Here is an 18,443-nt window from a genome sequence, read left to right as displayed (position 1 = left end):
ACGGAAAAAGCTCCGCAAAATGCGGAGCCGTTTCATAAAATGTAAATAGAACTGTGTAAGGCGACCCCGCAACAAGTGCGGGGTGACAAATCGCGATTACAGTCTCTTGAGAACTGCGGCGGCGTGGTGGATGAAGCCTTCTTCATTAGCCACGACAGCGATTGCCTTTGCGTTCTTCTTGATAGCCTTTTCAGAGTACTTGATGATGCTCATGCGCTTGAGGAAGTCATAGACGCCGAGCGGGCTGAAGAAACGACCCGTACCGTTCGTGGGGAGAACGTGGTTCGGGCCTGCAAAGTAGTCACCCACCGGTTCAGAAGACCACGGACCGATAAACACAGCACCTGCATTTTCAATCTGGGCAGCCATAGATTCTGCTTCGTCCGTCATGATTTCCATGTGTTCCGGAGCAATGGCGTTAGCAATGGCCACACCGTCGAACCAATCCTTCACCACGAGGATGCGGCCAAAGTTGTCAAGCACCTTCGTCAAAAGTTCCTTCTTCGGAGAGTTTTCAACCTGGATGTCCACACATTCGCTAATCATCTGTGCGGTTTCCATGTTGTCCGTAATGCAGATAGCAGCTTCAAAACCGGAACCGTGTTCTGCCTGGCTCAAGAGGTCGGCAGCGACAAAGTCCGGATCGCAGGTGTTGTCTGCAAGCACGAGCACTTCGGACGGGCCAGCCACCATATCGATATCGACAATGCCAAAGACTTCCTTCTTGGCGACTGCGGCAAAAACGTTACCCGGGCCCACAATCTTGTCAACGCGTTCCACGACGACCTTGCCCTTGCCATCCTTCGCACCGTAAGCGAGGAGGCCGATAGCCTGAGCGCCACCGATGTGATAAACTTCGGTAATGCCGAGTTCGCAAAGCACAAAAGCCACAGCGCGGTTGATTTCGCCCTTAATCGGAGTCACGACGACGATGTCCTTGACGCCAGCGACAATGGCCGGAACCGCATTCATAATAACGGTACTCGGATAAATGCCTGCACCACCCGGGACATAAAGGCCCACGCGCTTCATCGGACGGATACGCTGACCGAGAACCACGCCGTCCTTACCTTCCATGAGCCAAGAATCTTCCATCTGGTTCACGTGGAAATCGCGAACATTCTTAATCGCCTGCTTGAGTGCGCGCTGCATTTCGGGCGGGCACTTGGCGGCAGACTTCTTGATTTCGGCTTCGGACACGCGGAGGTTCTTACCCTTGAGGCCATCGAACTTCTGAGCGTATTCCACAGCCTTGGCATAACCGCCGTTCTTGATGTCGGCGAGAATGTCCATGACCTTGTCGTGAATTTCCTTGCTCGGAGCAACTTCACGACCACAAATTCTGTCAATCTCTTGAGACTTCGGAGTGACTTTTACGATTTTCATTTTAACAGACCTTCTATTTTTAAAACTCTTATACCCGGCTTGGTTTGGCAAATTGTCGCGGTTCAGCGAATTTACACAGACGCCACATCCAAGTGCTTGTATGCATTCGGGATAACGTTGTCTTCAAGCAAAATCTTGTACGTAAGGCCATCGACAAATGCAGTCCAGCAGGCTTCAATGATGTTGCTAGAAACACCGACCATGTTCCAATAGCCGTGTTCATCGCCAAACGTTGTCCACACACGAACCGTTGCATCGGATGCCACATTGGAACCGAGCACGCGAACCTTAAAGTCGTCCAGGCGCACACTTCCCATGCACGGGAAGAACGGCAAAAGTGCCTTGCGGAGTGCGGCATCGAGAGCGTTCACCGGGCCATCGCCTTCGCTCACCTGATGGCTAATCTGGTCGCCCACCTGGAGCTTGACCGTCGCCTGCGACACGGAAACGCCCTGCGGCGTCTTGTCTTCAATCACGCGGTAGTTGAGCACCTTGAACGGTTCCTTGACCATTCCCAAGTGGCGGTAGACCAAAAGCTTGAAGCTTGCTTCAGCGGAGTCGAAATGCCAGCCCGCATTTTCGCGTTCCTTGATTTCCTTGAGGAGGCTTGCCACCACCGGATCCTTCTTGTCGATGCCCGGCTTGATGGCCTTGAGCTTTTCGACAACGAGAGAACCGCCAGCCTGGTCGCTTGTCACGAACACGCGGTCGTTACCTACGGTATGCGGGTCGATATGTTCAAAGCTCTTGCTGACCTTCATGACGCCATCGATGTGCGCACCACCCTTATGGGCAAAGGCTGCATCGCCCACGTACGGGGCATGCACGTCGCTCGGCAAGTTCACAATCTGGTCGATATTGCTGCTCAGCTGGCGCAAGTGCGAGAGCTTCTTTGCAGCCGTAAAATCGCAGTCCATCTTGAACTTCAAATCGGCGGCAATCGTCGTGAGGTTTGCGTTTCCGCAACGTTCACCGTAGCCATTCACCACGCCCTGCACCATCACGCAACCCGCCTTTACAGCGTAAATCGAGTTTGCCACAGCAAGGCCACTGTCGTTATGCACATGGATGCCAAGCGGCGTCGAAATTCTAGCCTGAACCTTCTTTACAATTTCTTCGATTTCCCACGGCATCGTTCCGCCGTTCGTATCGCAAAGCACGATGCAATCGGCATGGCCAAGTTCGGCAGCCTTGAGCGTTTCAAGCGCGTATTCCGGATTAGCCTTGTAGCCGTCGAAGAAATGCTCCGCATCGTAAATCACCTCTTCGGAATGTTCCTTGAGGTAAGCGACAGAAGACTCGATCATGTCGAGGTTTTCTTCGAGAGTCGTGCGGATAACGTCCGTCACATGCAAATCCCAGCTCTTGCCGAAAATCGTCTTGACCGGAGCTTCGGACTTGATGAGCGCCTGCAAGAGCGGGTCGTTCTCGGGCAAAATGCCCGGACGGCGCGTACTGCCAAAAGCGGCAATCTTTGCATGCTTGAGCTTTACGTCCTTGATGAGCTTGAAAAATTCCTCATCGGTCGGATTGCTGGGGTTCGGCCAACCGCCTTCAATATAGTCAAATCCAAAGTGGTCCAAAATTCGAGCGATCTGGACTTTATCAGCTAAGGAGAGACTTATTTTACGGTCTTGGTTACCGTCACGGAGCGTTGTATCGTATAAAAGGACTTTCATGTAGGTAAAAATAGAATTTTAGACGAAAGACGAAAGACGAAAGACGAAAGAAATCAGCCTATTCCCGATCGTCGAGGGGTTCGGCGTCTTCGGGTTCTTCAACAGTCCATTCGCGGATGTGCTTTGCAAGTTCTGTTGCACCGGCGCGTTCCACCTCATCCGAAATCGCATTCAGCTCAGAGGCCTCAAGGCCCGGCAAATCACGTTCGTAGTGCTTGACGTAGCTTTCGAGCAATTCGAATTTTTTGAGATTTGCAAGGAGCATCATCAAGCTCGTGTCGCACTTACCGCTATCGCGGTACTTGATGTGATCGAACAAAAGCTTATCGACGCCAGCATCGTCCTTGAGCATGCAGAGTCTCGAAAGGTTCATCACCTTCGGATAGCATTCGTACAAGCGTGTGGCGAACTTGAGGCAATCCGTCTTGCGGCCTTCGCGGTCAGCAATGGCGGCCTGCAAATCAAGGAACGCTTCTTCGTCTTCGGCACCCGGATCTTTCACATCGCCAAGCCACTGCTTTGCCATAGAAATGTTGCCTGCGACAAAGTAAGAGTTTGCGATATCGATGAGCGTTGCATTGCTCTTGTCCGGATCCTTGTAAAGCGAAGCCTTCGCAAAGTTTTCAGTATCCTTGATGGCATCGGCCATGTCGCAAATGGCATCGAGAACGTCTTCGCGATTTTCAAGTTCCGTCGCATCGATCACGCCCAGGAGTTCTTCAATCAAAGCCTTTGCGCGTTCCACCGGCATCACGTCTTCGATCGAGAGGAACACGACTTCGCGACCTTCCCCACCCACATGGCGCACAGCCAAATCGTGGATCAAGTCGGCAATGTAATCCTTGTCATCATAAGTCTTTGCAACTTCAACAAAGAACGTTCCGGCATCGTAGAACAAGTCGTTCCACGTATCCATTTCTTCGTCGTCAGCCTTGAACGCCAAGAAGTCGCAGCGAAGCGTCCAGGCCAAAAGTTCAAGCTGGAGCTTCACATCCTTGATTTTTTCAATATCGTCAAGACCGTTCGCAATCGCCTCGTACAATTCGTCCGGGCGGTGCAACAAACGGCTTTGTCCGTTCACAATTTCGCAAAGAGTCTTGCGAAGACGGTCTTCTTTACCACGAAAAGCCGCCTCTGCAGAAGGCGACTTCCAAAATTTTTTCTTTTTAGCCATGTTTTAAATGTAGAAATTACTCAAGCCAAGCAAAGACAGGATAACCGCCAAACGTTGCTGAACCCGCTTTCCAGACATTTCCAGAACCATTCAGAGTTGCAATAAACGTAGCAGCCTTCATATCTTCGGTAGAAATTCCACTCGGAACATTTACCAGCATGTGATCGGCGATTTCAAGGCAACCTGCACCAACCGTTTTGTCAAAATAAACATCTTTGATGTCTTCCGTTGCAGAAACTCTACCAATAACAGCTCCAGAATTATTTTCATTAGGCGTTTTACCCGCGTTATAGCTAGAACTCAACTTGGAATCACTACCGTCAACAATCCCAACAATGCCACCCATTGTTTTTCCATAGACGCTACCCGCAACCTCGCCAATATTGAACATATTTGTAGCGGTCGAATATTTCAAGCTGCCAACAACGCCACCAGCGGCCATAGCCTTCTTTGCAGTAACCGTAGCAACATTGAAGATTTCATTCAAGACGGACTTGTTAGAAGCGACAGCGACAACACCGCCGACATTGCTCATCTTATTATCATCTGCGGTTACAGTGCCGTAGTTTCCAGATTTTTCCAATTTGCTGCCAGAAAGCGAGGCGATAACACCGCCAACATCTTTCGATCCAACGACAGCGCCATGGTTGAATGCAGAACTAATCACGCCTTCGCTGCTCACACTTGCAAAAGAACCAACAACACCGCCAACGGTAGATGTTCCCGTTACGCTAGAATTATTCGAAGCATCCGTAATCGAGCCATCCTGAGCAAAGCCCACAAGACCGCCAACAATACTTGAACCTTGAACGGTTCCTGCGCCGGAAACGCCAACAATCTTAGTATGTGCTGCAGCACCGACAAGCCCTCCGACGCGGTCAGCTCCAGAAATTTCAACATTTTCAAACGTACAATTTTCAATCGTTGTCGAATCTACTTTACCCGCAACGGAACCCGCATAGGCTCCCACGCTCATATTGACATTCTTTAAAACAACATTGCTGATATGCGCACCAAGAGTATAGCCGAACAAGCCACTATAGCTTGCCGTATCGGAGATGCTCAAGCCTGTAATTGTCTTGGAACCACCATCAAAGGAGCCGCTAAAGGGACGTTTAGAAAGACCTTCAAGATTCTTGCCCCAAAGGCCAATCGGCTTCCAAGCTTTTTTAAGAACGATATCCGCCGTCTGCTTAAAGAATTTGTCCCTAAAGCTCATCGAAGAATCATCCACATAGAATGAAAGATTCGAAAGGTCTTCTTCGCTTGCAATCTGGTAAGGATTTTCAGCCGTGCCTTCGCCATTCCAAACTTTAGAAAAGTCTCTCGTGATGGGACTCAGCAAGCTATCGGGAATATTTGGAGGAATAGAATCTTTGGGCTGATCCTGTGGATTATCGTCACCAGGAGGTGGCGTAATGTGCATACTGTCACCGCCACAGGCATAGAAAAACATTGGCAAAGTAGCCACTGATAAAATTTTTGCAAAGCGCATATCCAACCTCTAGTGAAAATTCTACAACTCCTTACTTTAAATTAAATAAAAAAAGACCGGAACGTACGTCCGGTTCCAGTCTTTTTTCAAATTTTTTGAAGGAGGGCCGTAGACCCAAAGCAAGGCGTTACTTGCCGTGGTGTTCGGCATGGTGTTCGCAGCCGCAACCGCCATTGCCATCGCAGTTTTCCTTGTTGCCATGGCCGCCACATTCGCATTCGTGATCGCCATCGTGGCCACCGCAGCAGCAGTGGTGTTCGAACGGCTTGAGGTCTTCTTCGGTAGCTTCACGGACAGAGACAACTTCAATAGCAAAGTTGAGGTTCTTGCCTGCAAGTTCATGGTTAGCATCGATGACAGCCGTCTTTTCGCCGACAGACTTGATGCGGATCGGCATCGGGCCATTCGGAGTCTGGGCATAGAACATCATGCCAGCTTCGACATGGTCAACTCCCTGGAAAACGTTCAGCGGAACTTCCTGAGTCATGCGTTCATCGTATTCGCCGTAACCTTCAGCCGGGATGACGACAACGTCAAACTTGTCGCCCACATCGTGACCGACCATGGCCTTTTCGAGACCCGGAACGATCATGTGCATGCCCTGGATGTACTGGAGCGGTTCGCGACCTGCGGAGGAATCGACGACAGCACCTTCGTCAGACTTGAGGGTGTAATGCATCTGGACGACTGTTTTTTCTGCAATTTTCATAAATATCCTTTAGAATCGCGAGCGCACCCGCGGTTGAATCTTGAAGCCCAAATGTAGAAAAATTAAGAATGAGGATTTCGGAGTTCGGAATTAGAATAATCGCGGCAAAGCCGCCAAATTAAACAATTCATAATTCCTACTTCCTAATTCCGAATTATCTTAGCAGCTTACCTGGCTTTCGCGGTATTCGCCGCCGAAGGCGTGTCCACTCACCGAAAGAATCGGCGGGAACTGGATGCGCTTTGCCAAGGCAAGTCCCTTGAACCTACGGTACCAGAACCGCATGTCCTCGAGAGCCGCTTCGACCGTCGGCAAGTGAGCCTTGAAGTAGGCAGCATCCACACCGAGCGTTTCACAAAGCGTACCCTCCACCGCAAGCCTTTCGGTATGCGCAAGGCTCACGCCCTTCTCGACCCACATGGCAAAGAGCTTGTCGTGGTACGGGTAAAGGATCGGGTCGCCCTTGCCTTCATCGACGTTCATCGCTTCGGAGAGTTCTGCACTCGCCGGGATATCGATCGACGCCTTCGGGATGATTTCGGAATCTCGATTGATGTAACGGGCAAGCGCATAGACCTGCGTTTTCCACAAGTCTCCAAGAGCGCACATTACGCCGCAAGTGTCGCCGTACAAAGTGCAGTAGCCGACCATCGCTTCGCTCTTGTTGCCATTGCAAGTCACGCCAGCGCCCACCACGGATGCCACCGTCGAAAGGATCGAAGCCGAGCGCGTCCTCGCCTGCAAGTTCTCGTGGTTGATTCCCGCAATTTTCATTACAGTGTCGTTGCGCACAAAGGAGCAGCGCTCCAACGTATGGCAGACAGATTCAATAATGTCAGAAATCGGGGCGACCATGTACGGCGTTCCGAGGTTCTCGGCCAAGTCTCGGGCCGCATTCTTCGTCGTGTCCGAATTGAATCGCGTCGGCATGTTCACGAGATACACATTCTGCGGTCCAATCGCTTCGGCATAAAGTGCTGCAGATACAGCGCTATCGATACCGCCACTTGCGCCAATGACCATGCGCGAGATATGGAACATCTTCAAGTTCTCGCGAATCATGAACACAAGCGCATCGTGAATTTCGGCGATTTCACTCGTGTACGGCTTTGATGATTCCGCATAAACTTGCACATTGCCATCGACAAATTCAACGACCGCCTCGGCCTCGCTAAAGAGAGGCATTTCAAAGACGATTCTTCCATCGCAGTCAAACACGCGGCTGCCGCCTGCAAGCGCATAGATGTTCTTACCAGTATTGTCAGTCCCGACACCATTCAGGCAAATGACCGGCATGGCGCAGTCCTTCGCCAAGTGCGACAGTTCCTTATTTTCGACTTCGCGGCGGCCGACCACATAAAAGTCGCTGCCATGAGTCACATGAGCCACGTTCAAAAGCGGCGTATCATCGAGCACGTCTCCGCACAAGAAGAACGGCATGTTGCCCGCATACTTGCGGATCTCGGCCCAGTCTACAGGGAGAGCCTTGTTCGAAGGCCCCGTCAAAGCATTTCGTGGAAACACAACGCAATCTACATCGGCAGCCTTAGCGCGGTCAAAAGCGGCCTTCATCGTTTGCATATTCGCCGAGACATTGCCCGGCAAAATTTTCATCTGTACCACATAAAGTTTCATTTGAATAACCTCTGCACTAGAAAATAAAAAAATGCACCGCCCATGAGCGATGCATTTTTTAAAGTTACTAGTTATTAGTTGATAGTTACTAGAATATCTTAATACGAAATTCTCTAGTAACTAGTAACTCAGAACTCTTAACTAAACAACCTACTCGTACTGCGGAGCATCGAAAGAGGTCGGGATCTTTGGCGTATCCGTGCCATTATGGATAAACGAGAAGCCACTGATCTTGCCGGTTTCACGATCGACAGGCCCCGTCTGGAGCTGGCCATGAACACTTGTGCATTTTTCAGGATGCAGGCAACCGCTGTTACGCAATATCATATGGTAGCCATAAATATCCCAGAAGCCCGCCCTGGCTTCGACATTCTTGTTACCTTCAAAAGCGGCGAGTTCAAATGTACCATCAGCCTTTAAGGTGAACTCCCAATCTACACCATCTTTCGATGCCTGCCATTCACCCACAAAATCGCTTGCCTTTTCGTATTCATATTCGCTGGATTCGGCATTGCAGCTCATAGCCGCGCCATCCGACGGAGCAATCGAGTTATCCGTTCCCACAGAATAGGTATACATAGAATACGCGGACTTGCTAAAATAATCCGGGCGCATCAAGAGCGTACTGCGCTGGATATCATAGTGTCCAGCAACCCAATAAGCAAGCTTTTTGCCAGCAGAGACATCAACGATAAACGAATTGTCAAAGAATGTGAACGTCCTTGTCGTATCGCCATCGGAGCATTCGAAAATCTTGTCCTTAATGTCTTCGGCCTTGGAGACCTTGCCCTTCTGAACAGCAACGCTTGCCTTTACAGCTTCGCTATATTCCTTCGAATCGCCGACAGCGTACTTGACCGTACCATTTTCATCGACAACGAACGAAATATTGAAACCACCCTTGAGTTTTCCCAAGATTTTCTTTGCAGCGTCAGTTTCGGAATATTGCTTGCCTGTATTGTCATCGTTAAACGACACAACGCCATTTGCAAAATCCGTATAGGTCACCACCCACAGTTCATCCGGGATGCGCAAAGCCACAAAGCCCTGCTTGCTACCGGTCGAAAGGTAGACAGTCTGATCAAACAGCTTGAGTTCCATGTTCTTTTCGAGGTCCGCAAGCTTTGCCGTACGGGTTCCTTTTGGAACTTCAACAGAAGACGAAGAAGACTTCGGCGCTTCGGCGCTAGAAGAGGACTTCGCGTCATTCTTTACAGAAGAGGAGGACTTTTTGTCATCCTTAGCGGAGCTTGAAGAACTCTTCTTGTCCTTGGAGTCAGAAGACTTCTTTTGATTGTCCTTGGAATCGGAGGACTTTTTGTCATTGGATTTTGAGGAAGAGGACTTTGCGTCGCATTCGTCAGAATCGCAATCGTCATCTACAGAAGATGATGAAATTTCTTTTTTCGGGGCAGACGGGAAGTCGTCCTCTTCGCAAGCGGAGAACAAAAATGCGGAGGCGACCAAAATGGCAAGCAATTTTTTCTTATTCATAGTATGTAATATAATTTATTTAGTCCAATTTAGACCAATAAAAGTTTACAATTTACACTGGGAAAAAGTCCCCAAACGCCAAATTGTTGAGGAAATGTATTATATAGAGTGTTGTAAAGCAAAATCAAGAAGCTAGTTATTAGTTACTAGTTATTAGTTAATAGAATATCTTAATAAGAAATTCTCTAGTAACTAGTAACTCAGAACTCTTAACTCAAAACGGGCTGCCCGGATGGTAGTCGAGGTCGCGTTCGGCATCTTCGATGGACGGGGCAGCATCATACAAAAATCCCGCCAAAGCCTGTTCGGCAGATACGCGCTTCCCGCCTATCCAGTTTTTCAATACAGCAAGGCGCTTCGAAATCCACCACGGGAGCGGAACCATCAGGTGGTGCATTCCGGCATCCGTCAACACGTGCTTCGCCATCTCCGCCATCGTCATTACAGTTGAACCCGCAAGGGCGTAAGTCTTCCCCACGGCACTCGCCATAAGCCCAGCCACGGCAATACCCTTGACCAAGTCCACGCTGCGGACCGGGCGCTTTAAGCACTTGCCGCCACCCGGCATAAAATAGACCGGGAATCGTTTGACGTAATCGCGGAACATGTTGAACTCGACACCGCCCCCATCGCCAATCACAAGCGTCGGGCGCACAATCGTCCAGTCAAGCCCGGAGGCCTGCACTAGAGCTTCCCCCTTCTTTTTGCTTTCGCCATACGGCGTGAGCACCGGGTAAGTCACCGAAATACTCGAAACGTAGAGGAATCGACGAACGCCGGCAAGCCTGCTTGCCTCAAGCACATTACGAGTGCCGTCCGTATTCACGTGCTCGAAAGCACCGCGTTTTGTCGATAAAAGAATTGCCGCCAGGTGATAGACGACATCGACGTTCTCGAACGCCCCCCGGATAGAATCAAAATCGGTCACATTGCCATAACGAACGTCCACCTCACTCGGTAAGGACTTCGCCAAAGAATCGCCCGGAAGCGTCAAGACGCGGACACACACTCCCCGTGCTATTAGTTCCCGGCACAACGCCTTCCCTACGACGCCGGCGCCACCCGTTAAAAGAGCAATCATGCTAGGCTTCCAGCATATAACGGATATCTTGAACGCGCCTTGCGAGGGACGCATCCGTTTCCATCTGCTTTTTGAGGGAATTTATGGCGGCGATTACAGTGGCATAGTCCCTGCAGAACATCGCACCGATATTCTGGAGCGAATCGGTCGTGAGTTCGCGGCAAAGGAACATCGCCACCTTGCGGGGCATAGAAATCGCGGCAGACTGGCGCTTGGACGAAAGTTCACAAACTTCGACACGGTAATCCAGCGCGACTGCTTCAATAATATTCTTGGTCGTGAGTTCCACATGGCCGCCATGTTCAGAAGGAGCCACGAGGCGCTTCACGCCATTCAAGTTAAGGTCTGCCTTGCAGAACATGTTCATTGCGCCGAGGAAGTTCAAGAGACCTTCAATCAGGCGAACGTTCTTACGCGGCTGCATCGAGAGGTAACGGCAGATTTCTTCGCGGTCAGCCTTTGCAAACGGCAAGTCCTCGGACTTCTTGCTGATCAAGTTCATGCGAGTCGCAAGATCCGGTTCGTCAATGCCCACAGCCACACAAGAGGCCAGCGGAGCAAGGAGCTTCTTGGAAATGCTCGGGATCGAAGACCTCGAAGAACCGCGAGATTCGTTATCCGTATCGACCACCCTAAACAGGTTCGGATGGCGGTCGCAAGAAATCACGACCTGCTTGCCTTCGGCGCGCAAATGCTTAATCAGAATGGCAAGACGGTCCTGCGTCCAGAGGCCCTTTTCCAAGAGCTGCACATCGTCGAGCAAAAGCACATCGCAAAGTTCATAGCGTTCGCGGAACTTCTCTGCAAGTTCGCGCACATTGCCCGTCTTGTTGTGGAGTGCCGACGCCATAGCCGTCGCATCACGCAAAAAGTCATAAGCGTGGCAATAGACAATGGATGCTTCTGGGCGGCTCTTCTGGATTTTTGCGGCAATGGACTGCAGCAAGTGAGTCTTGCCAAGGCCGCTCTCGCCATAGACAAAAAGCGGATTCAAGGCAGGGTCGCCCGGATTTTCAGCAACCGCCTGGCAAGCGCGGAAAGCGGTCGAATTGCACTCCCCTTCGACAAAGTTTTCAAAAGTATAGCGGGCATAAAGAGCCAACGGCTGCTTCGGGCGCTTGACTTCGGCCTTCTTCTTCTCGGGACGCGGAATGACAGGCATCGTGAGCTTGATTTCGGGAATCGGGTCCGACGGAGCAATCTGACGGATGCGGTAATCGACAAATTCACTACCAAATACAGCCGTAAAGGACTTGCGCAGCAAATCGCCATAGTGGGAATTCACCCAGTTCTCGCGAAGCTCGTCGGGAACAGTGAGCAAGGCATAGCCATTGCACATTCCCTCATAACCAAGAGCGTCGAGAATCACGGCACCAAAAAAGTCCTTACATTCCGAACGCACACGGTCGAGCACCTGTTGCCAGGGCGACGACGCAATATCCAACAAAGAAACAGTATTATCCACGATCTAAAAAACCAGTCAAGAGTATAAAAGAGCAAGCAAAAAATAAGAAAGGATACCAGAAGAAAAAGTACCCCAATAGAAAAAAAATATAAATGTCCGTTTTTGGCTCAAAAAAGGCAGAAATCGTCAAAAAATATTTTTTGTCAATATTTTTCCAATTTACACCACCCTTACGAACGCATGTGTAACAAAATTATCACTTACCATCAGCACAAGTTATCAACAGGTATTTTTTCAAACATCCCTTGACAAGATTTTTCTTACATTAAGCATACAAAATCTTACACAAATGGCGAAATTCGTTCAAAAACGCCAATTTTTTGCCATAAGAAAAATGTAACTTGATGAAAATCAACAAGTTACATGAACAGATAGTTTGTGAAATTTTAGGAGTTTTGAAAACTAGTACTTCAACTCAAACTTCCCAATTTCATCGCGCAAAATAACACGGTCATTCTTGATGGCGACAACTGTAACGTCCCAAATCTTCTGGCCGACGCTCACAACGGCAGATTCCCCACGGAATTTGAGGATCGCGACAGGATTATTCCCAGGCAAAATGGCATCGAGAGTGATTGGCGGATGCTCTTTGGGCGGAGGGAGTTCTTTAGGCTTTACAACCTTAACAGAAGCGGATTTAGGCTTTGGCAAAAGCGATTTGGGCAAGCTAAACGGATCGCGCAAATTTTCAAACGTAATTTCTTGCGGTTTTAGCAACGCAAGCATTTCGCCCAGGCTCAAAGCGGCCCTATTTGAACTGGACGCTTTCATAGTATTTTTCGCATTCAAGCTCAAAACAGAAAAACGCACGGAAGCAGCCACAACCCCTTTTTCTTCTCGTGCCATGTTCACGTCATCGGTACGGATGCAGAACATTCCGTTTTCCAGCTCCTTGAGGAATTTCAGGACATCAACAAACGAAGCTCTTGTTCTAAACGATACCGGTATTTCCGTCTCATTTTCAGAATAACGCATTTCGCCAGTGGACAAATCATTCAGAACAATTCCCGATTTTCCGGCAACTTCGTGCACAAACGAGAGAATCTTCGAAGAAGTCACCTGGACATCCGTGTACTTTTTAATACGCGCGGAGACCTTGTTGTATTCTGCAATTAGAGAATCTGGCGAAGCATCAACATTCTGCATAGACTCCGACATTTTAATTTCGGAACGAGCCAAAGAAAATGATTCAGCTACATTCTTTGCAGACGGTACTACAAACCTGAAAAGAGCATACAAAGTAAACAAGACTGTAGCAAACGCGATTATCCCATACTTTTTTTGCGAAAGGAATATTTTCATCGAACATCCTCCGCACTCAAGCTAAACCTGACAACTTGCATTTTATTCCATGTCGTCTTTTCGGTCGTCTTAAGCCGAACATTGACCAAGTTGCGTTCTTTTTCAAGCTTTGAAAGAAATTCAGAAAGATCTTCAGGCGTAATGGCATACCCTTGCACAGCATGGTTCCCGCGAGAGGTTGCCCAATTCGTCACCCAAACATTATCCGTTACATTTAATACAAAATTATTCAAAGAAGTCGCCATATGGCTTCGATGTTTCAAGAACGATTCAGAAACCGCACGATCACTTTCAAGTTGTTCAAGTACCTGCGAAAGTTCTTTCTGTTTTTGCACCCGCGCCTTGAATCCCTGAATCTTAGATTGCGAACGGTCAATATATATACAGGCACCAATGCGGAACGCAAACAGAGCCATAAAAGACAAAGAAACAAATGCTAGGCAAAATTTTAGAATATGGCGTGAAAAAGCAGCCTCGCGTATTCGCCTGAGCGCATCCTTATCAGGTAACGTGTGGAATGCGGGAACCCCATCGGTGCGGAACGCCCAAGCATCCTCGGCAACGGCCTTTGCAAGTGTTTCGGCATCCATCGAAAAATGCTCTTCAACAGTTTCTTTCAAAAAGAAATGTTCACGAACATAACTAGATAAGCGCTCAGCATTCTCCCCCGCAACCTTGTACCCCGCAACAATTTTTCCGCCCGAAGAAAGCAACAAGCGCACAAATCCATCATCGCAATTCGTGAAGATGCACGGCTGATCGCCGGGAAGATCAAGCAATTCAGCCACAACCAGAACCGACGGCTCATGGCGCAAAATTCTAAAACCGTACTTTTCTATATCGGCCACAAAATTTTCAACGGCACTCTTCAACGCAACTACAGAAAAATCACCGCTAATAGATTCCACGCAATCCAAGTTATCGAGTTTGTAACCAGGGAAATCCGCGACCGTTCCGACTTCATCGGAAACAATTTTTACAGGTGTACTGCAATCGACAAGCAGAATGCCATCGGCACCGCCACCGTTTTTCACCTGGAATTCGCGACATTCCGCAAATGTTCCAGAAAAAGAGAAATCGACAAAACAGCGACCAGCGCCTCGCCCACGCATCACACGTAAAATATGAGCCAAGCCCGCACTAGCAGAATCACTTACAACAAGCACCCACCAGAATCGTCCGGTGACATCATCGAGCATTTTTCCCAGAGACGTAGCCACTACTTTTCGACCTGTTCTGCTTTTAATTCAGGAGCTTCAACTACAGGCTCTTTAGCCGGCTCTTCCTTTTTCACTTTTTCTTTCTTGGGAACGAGCGGCTGTTTTGCCTTTTCAATTTCATCGGCGATATCGACGCTACCTTCGTGACCGTAATAAATGTGCGGTGTCACAAAAATCAACAACTGACTCTTGCTATGCACACGTTCTACATTCTTGAAAAGCCAGCCAATCACAGGGATAGACCCAAGGAACGGAACCTGGTAATAAACATCGTTCACCGATTCCTTTACCATACCGCCAAGCACAATCGTCTCGCCATCGCGCAAACGGACAGACGACTTGACATAGCGTTTGTTGAGAGTTGGCGGAACAGTGCTGTTAAAGCTTCCTTCAGGTTCCGAAAAATCCGGAACAATCTCGCAAGTGATTTCGCCCTCGCCCGTCACATAAGGCGTCACCGTGATATTGGAGTTTGCTTCAATTTGTTCGAAACGCTGAGTCGTCTTGGACGTGACCGCATCGCCCTGGTTGTAATCCACCTCAGACGACATCATGTAGTATTGAGTCTGGCCTATCGTGAGCACAGCTGTTTCACCGTTCAGCGTTGCAATCTGCGAACGCGCCTTCACATCCAGAATCTTTTCCTGTTCCATGAGATTGATCTTGGTCACCATGTCCTTCGGGATGCTGACAATTTCGCCCAGACCAAGGCCATTGAAAATTTTCTGAGTCTGCTTGGCATTCAAAGTCTGGTCGATACTCGGAAATAACTTTTCAGACCCCATGTGCTGCGAAGCCTTGCCAAAAAGCAAATTCAGCCCATGACTGTGGCCCTTTTCGATATCCATATCGACTACAAGAACTTCAATCAAAATCTGCGCCACAGGCAAATCCATCTTATCGACATACTGCGAAATAGCATCCAGCACATCGTAATTACCCACAGCCATCAAAGCGTTCTGAGACTTGACCACCTGGATTTGGGTACTCCTTGTGAGCGTCGTGGGCAAAAGCTTTATCACGTCTTCGGCTCGCAAATGTTTTAGCTTGATCAACAGAGAATTATCGGCGGTCTGCATTTCGTGCGGACCAATGAAGTAAACGCCATCGCGCTCCCAGAAGGTGTAAGACGTACCACGGAACAAGAACTTGAGCGCATCGCGAACAGGAATTTCAGAAATATGCGCCGTCACCTGTCCATCGATTTTACCATAGACCATCGTATTCAACTTTGTCTGTGCCAGGACTTCACTCAAGAGAGAAGCAAGCGGAGCATCAATCGCCTCGATGTTCAGCAGAGAATCACTCACGAGGCGCACCCTGAAACGCCCGCTGTTCTCCTGGCGTCCATTACCCAAATTCCACGAAGCCTTCTTGATAGAAATAACTCCATCATCTTCTTCGTAGTCCAATTCCGCCGATTCCGCCACATGGCGAATAGCGCGATCAAAAGGCATATTCTGCACAAAGAGCGACACACGCTTGTTTTCGCCGCGTTCCAAAAGAATATTCTTGCCAGTTACCTCGACAATTTTACGGACAACCTTGTCCAGAGGAGCATCTTCGACATCCAATGTCAATGCATCATTTTTACTTTCGACGCGGAAACGTTTCTCAGGAGGCTTAGGCGGTTCCGGGGCCTTTTCGACATGTTTGCGAACATGAATTGTACCGCCATCGACCGTATAATCGTATCCATTCCACTGCAACAGCAAACGCAAGGCGTCCTTGAGCGGCTGATTGTTGAAATTGATCGTCACCGGACCGCGAACATCTGGCGCAAGGAACAAATTCAAGCCATACTGGACGGCCATTCCTTGTAATAAGTCACGAATTTCAGTATTCTTGACATTTAGATTTTTGACAATAACGGAATCCGCAATGGGGAGCGGAGTAACTGTCTGGGCGTACACCGTTGCGCACAAAGCAAACAACAAAGCAAGAACCAACTCGTACTTACGTATAAAATTCATGGGAACAAATTTAGAAAAATAAAGTAAAAAGAAAAGGAGTCCTGAAAACAGGACGCCTTTATCAGCAATTTGCAAATTGTAAGAAAAATGTATGGTAAGTTGAAGTATTAACTTTTGTAAGAATCAACTAATTATCAATGATGCTTTTAGAATCATCTATATTTTGACACACATTTCTCCACAACGCCAGGGTCTATAAACTTATCCCATCGGCATTCTTGGAAATCACCATCCATAATGCCATCTATTTTCTCATAAAAAAGTTTATACTCAAGTGATTTAGGGTCTTTCCTCAAGGCGTTATCAAAGCACTTGGGACTTATCATGTCGAAATATTGATATTCTTTTCCGTCATAGTAAATGATATTCAATGTTTCACCAACACATTCACGTGGAGGAATTCCTCTTTTTTTAATGGACATCTTTTTTTCAGAAAAATAAGACATAACGAGTCTGTAATCCATAGAGTCTATTGAGTATTCTTTACGACATTTGTCCATGAAAAAATTTTCATATTCCTGGGAAGTGTAACTTTCTCCTACACATAATCCAATATCTGGATATCCAATATCCCAAGATGGGAAGTAAAGGAACTTATAAATACGAATTTTATTTGAGTCTAATGGGATAAAGCCTATTTTCTTTTGGTCATCTTTATCAAAAAGAATATAGAATCCCTTATCTTTCCACGATATTTCATCGTCACTAATACGGCCGTAAAAATCAACATAATAGCCCACACCAGTCGGTGTAACTAACTCCGTTCTGTATTCACTTTGCGGGGGGACTTTTGTCAATTCTTTTGACTGCTCAATGTTACTTGATGCACAGGCAACAAGTAATATAGGAATCAGTGAATACTTTATAAAACACAGCATGTTTTACCACAATACATCAATAAAAAAGTGCGATATCATGTTATTCCCATAATTGTAACTGGAGTAAGCACCACTCCATTCTGGGTGATTCTTTGCAATACATGTTGGCATAATAATTTCAAGATTTCCATATTCACTTGACCCTTTATGCCTCCAAGTTAGCTTTTGCGTGTTTTTTCCATGCAACAAATTAGGACGGTCAACACGTTCAAAACCATTATTAACTAACCACTTATTCAAGCGAACCACACTCGTATGAGATAGTTTACCACCAAGAGCATCGCTATCCCATTCTGCATTTAGTCTTGCAAGCAGTTCGTCATCAACTCCTAACAACAATTTGGTAATTTCTTCTCGTTGTTTTTTTTGAAGTCCAGCAGGACTTACATCATATGTTTTACCAAGTCCAAAATGTCCATATTCACCTAATGTAGGAATCCATATTTCAAGTCCAACATTACGACTTTTTCCATCTTCAGAAACTTTACCTATTTTTCCCGCATGAAGATAGATGCTTTCTTTGACACCCCAACTGAATCCACCGTTTTGCGCAACCTGTGCATGTAACCCATAGCCGCCTATTCCAGCATACAACCCGCGGCCTTCGGCTCCGAAGAATCCAGCCTCGGCTCCGACAGATGTTCGCACCCCTGCGTACGTCACGTAGGCTTCTGCATAGACGGTCATGCCGTTGAATCCGCCGCTGCGATCCCAGCTGAAACCTTGGCCAACTTCAACTCCAGCACAAGTAACTTCCTTTGAAGCTCCATAACACACGCTGCCACTGCGGCTGAATGATGCTCCTGTATAGGTATTCACGTTAAGACCTATTCCAGCATCAAACCACAGACCCGTGTTTAATACCGGTATGCTAGCATTCACACTTAAATTGAACGACTTCGAACCGTCCTCATTGAAACTAAACGAAGCGTTGACACCGAAATCGCCAACT

14 protein-coding genes are annotated in these 18,443 nt (G+C 48.0%); all 14 read right to left on the bottom strand.

All coding sequences use genetic code 11. The features are described 5' to 3' along the window. Nucleotides 1-96: 96 nt before the first annotated feature. Complete coding sequence (gene hisD / locus ACJMM9_RS15855; protein ID WP_072830444.1) at nucleotides 97-1,386, bottom strand: histidinol dehydrogenase; 1,290 nt, start codon at nucleotides 1,384-1,386, stop codon at nucleotides 97-99. 71 nt (nucleotides 1,387-1,457) lie between these two features. After that, complete coding sequence (cimA, locus tag ACJMM9_RS15850; RefSeq protein ID WP_405329118.1) at nucleotides 1,458-3,065, bottom strand: citramalate synthase; 1,608 nt, start codon at nucleotides 3,063-3,065, stop codon at nucleotides 1,458-1,460. A 58-nt stretch (nucleotides 3,066-3,123) separates the two neighbouring features. Continuing rightward, nucleotides 3,124-4,239, bottom strand: a complete 1,116-nt coding sequence (locus tag ACJMM9_RS15845) for a hypothetical protein (protein WP_405329115.1) — start codon at nucleotides 4,237-4,239, stop codon at nucleotides 3,124-3,126. A 16-nt stretch (nucleotides 4,240-4,255) separates the two neighbouring features. Next, nucleotides 4,256-5,665: a hypothetical protein gene (locus ACJMM9_RS15840; RefSeq protein ID WP_405329112.1), complete on the bottom strand. Its 1,410-nt coding sequence runs from the start codon at nucleotides 5,663-5,665 to the stop codon at nucleotides 4,256-4,258. Nucleotides 5,666-5,861: 196 nt separating this feature from the next. Beyond that, a complete protein-coding gene (locus tag ACJMM9_RS15835; protein ID WP_405329109.1) occupies nucleotides 5,862-6,443 on the bottom strand; it encodes a peptidylprolyl isomerase in 582 nt (193 codons plus the stop codon). A 159-nt stretch (nucleotides 6,444-6,602) separates the two neighbouring features. Next, nucleotides 6,603-8,078, bottom strand: coding sequence for an NAD(+) synthase (nadE, locus tag ACJMM9_RS15830; RefSeq protein ID WP_405329107.1), 1,476 nt, complete (start codon nucleotides 8,076-8,078; stop codon nucleotides 6,603-6,605). 150 nt (nucleotides 8,079-8,228) lie between these two features. Then, entirely contained in the window at nucleotides 8,229-9,572 is a 1,344-nt protein-coding gene (locus ACJMM9_RS15825) for a hypothetical protein (protein WP_405329104.1), read from the bottom strand. A gap of 214 nt (nucleotides 9,573-9,786) precedes the next feature. Then, the gene (locus ACJMM9_RS15820; RefSeq protein WP_405329101.1) at nucleotides 9,787-10,653 is read right to left on the bottom strand and encodes an NAD(P)H-binding protein; all 867 of its coding nucleotides are present in this window, start codon (nucleotides 10,651-10,653) and stop codon (nucleotides 9,787-9,789) included. A gap of 1 nt (nucleotide 10,654) precedes the next feature. Beyond that, nucleotides 10,655-12,118 carry a DnaA ATPase domain-containing protein gene (locus tag ACJMM9_RS15815; protein ID WP_405329098.1) on the bottom strand — a complete coding sequence of 488 codons (1,464 nt, stop codon included), beginning with the start codon at nucleotides 12,116-12,118 and terminating at the stop codon, nucleotides 10,655-10,657. A 402-nt stretch (nucleotides 12,119-12,520) separates the two neighbouring features. Further along, nucleotides 12,521-13,264: a GspMb/PilO family protein gene (locus tag ACJMM9_RS15810; RefSeq protein ID WP_405329095.1), complete on the bottom strand. Its 744-nt coding sequence runs from the start codon at nucleotides 13,262-13,264 to the stop codon at nucleotides 12,521-12,523. A 152-nt stretch (nucleotides 13,265-13,416) separates the two neighbouring features. Then, nucleotides 13,417-14,640, bottom strand: coding sequence for a PilN domain-containing protein (locus ACJMM9_RS15805; protein WP_405329092.1), 1,224 nt, complete (start codon nucleotides 14,638-14,640; stop codon nucleotides 13,417-13,419). After that, nucleotides 14,640-16,613, bottom strand: coding sequence for a secretin and TonB N-terminal domain-containing protein (locus ACJMM9_RS15800; protein WP_405329089.1), 1,974 nt, complete (start codon nucleotides 16,611-16,613; stop codon nucleotides 14,640-14,642). Before ACJMM9_RS15800 ends, ACJMM9_RS15805 begins: the two co-directional genes overlap by 1 nt. Nucleotides 16,614-16,765: 152 nt before the next feature. Further along, the gene (locus tag ACJMM9_RS15795; RefSeq protein WP_405329086.1) at nucleotides 16,766-17,491 is read right to left on the bottom strand and encodes a hypothetical protein; all 726 of its coding nucleotides are present in this window, start codon (nucleotides 17,489-17,491) and stop codon (nucleotides 16,766-16,768) included. A gap of 3 nt (nucleotides 17,492-17,494) precedes the next feature. After that, nucleotides 17,495-18,443: hypothetical protein (locus tag ACJMM9_RS15790; RefSeq protein ID WP_405329083.1), on the bottom strand; the 949-nt coding region annotated here is incomplete at its 5' end.

The sequence above is a fragment of the Fibrobacter sp. genome (assembly GCF_045112255.1).
Classification (GTDB): domain Bacteria; phylum Fibrobacterota; class Fibrobacteria; order Fibrobacterales; family Fibrobacteraceae; genus Fibrobacter.
This window is presented reverse-complemented; position numbering and strand designations above follow the sequence as displayed.